Annotated in this window: 2 protein-coding genes; both read right to left on the reverse strand. The window is 40.7% G+C overall.

The window, feature by feature from the left end; all coding sequences use genetic code 11:
- Positions 1-138 precede the first annotated feature (138 nt).
- Positions 139-330 carry a hypothetical protein gene (locus CXF78_RS15170; protein ID WP_011636119.1) on the reverse strand — a complete coding sequence of 64 codons (192 nt, stop codon included), beginning with the start codon at positions 328-330 and terminating at the stop codon, positions 139-141.
- Positions 331-478: 148 nt separating this feature from the next.
- Positions 479-1,966 carry an FMN-binding glutamate synthase family protein gene (locus CXF78_RS15175; protein ID WP_102037262.1) on the reverse strand — a complete coding sequence of 496 codons (1,488 nt, stop codon included), beginning with the start codon at positions 1,964-1,966 and terminating at the stop codon, positions 479-481.
- Between the last annotated feature and the right edge of the window lie 109 nt (positions 1,967-2,075).

The following is a 2,075-nucleotide window of genomic DNA, read 5'->3' on the forward strand; positions in this document are numbered from 1 at the left end:
AACGGATTATTTTGAAATGTTCAATTGATTTTAACCGCTATTATTTGGCTGGTTTATGTTATCAAATACTTGGAAGAAGATAGGAATTATATTGAGTTGATTCAGTGGTGACGAGTGCTGCTACTAATTATCAAAAGCTTACTTTTTCTGCCAACCAATACACACCATTTTTATGAGTGCTGCTGGAGACGGATCTAGTGTTAAGCGCTTAATTCTACCTTGTTCAAAACACACAAATTCACCTTCGATTTCTGTCATTCGATTACAGTTTTTACAGCTTAAACTTAAGCTTTTGACATTTAGATCTACTGCATTCGTTTTTATGTTCAACGCGAAATCCTATGAATTGGTGCCTCTTTCAAGTCACATTAAGGCAACTTACTGTGATCGATATCAAAGTATATTGTACACGTTTTCTTAACTTCGGCAAAGTAATCCGCTAGGGGCCCCTGTTATTTACTGTGATTGATGGTCTACTTTATTGCATGTGTCGGTAATGTTTATCGAGAGTTACAGCTACACCTGTGGATTGTACTATTCGGGCATGATGGCGGGTTAAGTATCTCGGGTCGGTTACACCACATGAATGTGCGATCATGGTTAAATCGTAATGTAAGAAATGATTGTAGTTTGCGACTCGTGCAGATTTATCTTTTGGATCTAAGCCTTTTTGCAATCGTATATTATGAGTGGTTATACCGGTTGGGCAGGTGTCTCGGTTGCACTGTAGCGATTGAATACAACCTAAGGCAAACATGTTTCCGCGAGCTGAGGCGATAAAGTCGGCGCCAGTGGCTAATGCCCATGCCACGTATGACGGCATGATCATTTTACCGGTCGCAATAACCTTAATGCGTTGTTTAAAGCCGCGTTCATTCAGTAAATCAACCAGTAACGGTAAACTTTGGCGCAGTGGTAAGCCGACATTATCCATTAAAGCTTGGGGGGCTGCGCCCGTACCACCATCGGAACTGTCTAAGGTAAAAAAGTCTGGCGCATATTCAATACCACGACGTTCAATTTCATCTAGGAATTCAGTAACCCAAGACATATCACCTAATACCGCTTTAATACCGGTTGGTTTTCCGGTGATATCTCTTACTTGATTGATCATATCGATAATGTCAGCAACATTATGTAATTCAATATGGCCATTGGGGCTTATGGAGTCTTGCCCTGCTGGAATACCGCGAATGGTTGCTATTTCTTGGGTGACTTTTATCGCCGGTAAAATGCCTCCTTTTCCAGGCTTCGCACCTTGGCTTAATTTAATTTCAAACATTTTTACTTCAGAATGAGCGGCTATATCGGTCAGCTTTTGTGGATCTAAATGACCATGCTCGTTACGCACTCCGTATTTAGCGGTACCTATCTGAAAAACTAAATCACAATGTCCTTTGAGATGATAAGGGCTTAACCCACCCTCACCTGTGTTGAGCCAACAACCTGCTTTTGCTGCGCCATGGGATAGTGCTGTAACGGCTGGACGAGACAAGGCTCCAAAGCTCATTGCCGAGATATGGCAAATTTTATCAGTTGTGTAAGGGTGTTTACATTCAGGACCAATGGTTACTGCGATGGTTTGGTGAGTGTCATGATCACTGACGGGGAATGCTGAGTTCATGAACATTACCGCACCCGGTTTATCCAGAACTTGTGTCGACCCAAACGCAATTGTTCGGTCAACATTTTTAGCTGCACGATATACCCAACTGCGTTCGGCTCGATTAAAAGGCAGTTCTTCGCGATCTTGAGAAAAAAAGTATTGTCTAAAAAACTCACCTTGTTTTTCAAATATATATCGAAAACGACCGATAACAGGATAGTTGTGTCGTATGGCTTGTTTTGTTTGCAGTTTGTCAGCGATAAACATGTAAATTACAGCGATCAATAATAACCAAAATAACACTAAGAAAAGACCGGAAAAAATATCTATTCCCCACATAAACCAATGTTGTTGCGGCATGTTGTTATTCCTATCTGGCTTTTAATCTGATTACCATATTAGCAGATGTTCATTTGGGCAAGTTAAATTGATGATGTTAATCAACAAGCTATTCTTTAGTTGACGTAAT

This window comes from Shewanella sp. 11B5 (assembly GCF_002836795.1).
Taxonomy (GTDB): domain Bacteria; phylum Pseudomonadota; class Gammaproteobacteria; order Enterobacterales; family Shewanellaceae; genus Shewanella; species Shewanella frigidimarina.

Excerpts from the sequence above, each read along its gene's own strand:
- CXF78_RS15175 (WP_102037262.1), bottom strand. The coding sequence starts at position 1,966 with ATGCCGCAACAACATTGGTTTATGTGGGGAATAGATATTTTTTCCGGT.